We start from the raw sequence: 909 nt of genomic DNA on the forward strand, positions 1-909 counted from the left end.
CAACGCCCCTTCACCGACATCGAGAGTAAGCGACCGATCATTTCGGCGTGTCTCCGGACTAGCGGTTAGGGGTTCAGTCTTCTTCCGAGCTCTTGCCGAGCTCAGCCTTCAGCAAGAAGGCGTTCTTGACCGCTACGGTCTCGCCCCCCTTCAAGCCGTCGACGATGACCACCCGGCCGCCGCTGCGCTGGCCGACCAGAACGTGCTGCACGCGGAAGCCCTCCTTGGTCCGGACGAAGACGACGTCGTTCCCGTTCAGGTTCTGAACAGCCTCCTCGGAGACGACGATCCCGCTGGAGGTCGACTGGCGCGAGGTGATGCGGGCGCGGACCAACTGGCCCGGCTGCAGCGCGCCGGTTCCCCCGGTCAGGGTCAGGACCACCGTGGCGCTGCGGGTCTCCTCGTTGACGCCGGGGGTCACCGATCGCACGACGGCGGTGCGGGTCTCGCCGCTGGTCGTCTCGACGATCGCCTGGTCGCCGGGCTGGACCCTGCGGGCGTCCGCGGCGGTAACCGACGCGTCGACCTGGATCTTGGCCGGATCGGAGATACGGAAGAGTTCGGTCTCGGGGGCCACGAAGGCGCCCAGGCTGGCGGTCATGGCGGTGACGCGGCCGTTGATCGGGCTGATGACGGCGACATAGCCGCCCGACACCGCCGAGGCGCCGGCGGCCGTGGCCGCGCGACGGGCCTCGGCCTCGGCCACCGCGACTTCGGCCTGAGCCGTCTCGTAGTCCTGACGCGGGCTGACCTTCTGTTCGAAGAGGCGCTTTTCGCGGGCCAGGTTCTTGCGGGCCAGGTCGGCCCTGGCCGAAGCCACGCTGCGGTCGGCTGAGATCTGGGCGGCCTCGCGACTGGAGACCAGGGCCAGGGTCTCGCCGGCCCGCACGGGGTCGCCGAGGCGCTTGG

General features: G+C 69.9%; 1 protein-coding gene. It reads right to left on the minus strand.

Translation table 11 applies throughout. The features are described 5' to 3' along the window. Positions 1 to 73 precede the first annotated feature (73 nt). The coding region (locus AX690_RS17485) for an efflux RND transporter periplasmic adaptor subunit (RefSeq protein WP_066730503.1) at positions 74 to 909 on the minus strand (836 nt) is incomplete at its 5' end.

Origin of the sequence: Caulobacter sp. CCH9-E1 (assembly GCF_001556515.1) — a bacterium.
Classification (GTDB): Bacteria; Pseudomonadota; Alphaproteobacteria; order Caulobacterales; family Caulobacteraceae; genus Caulobacter.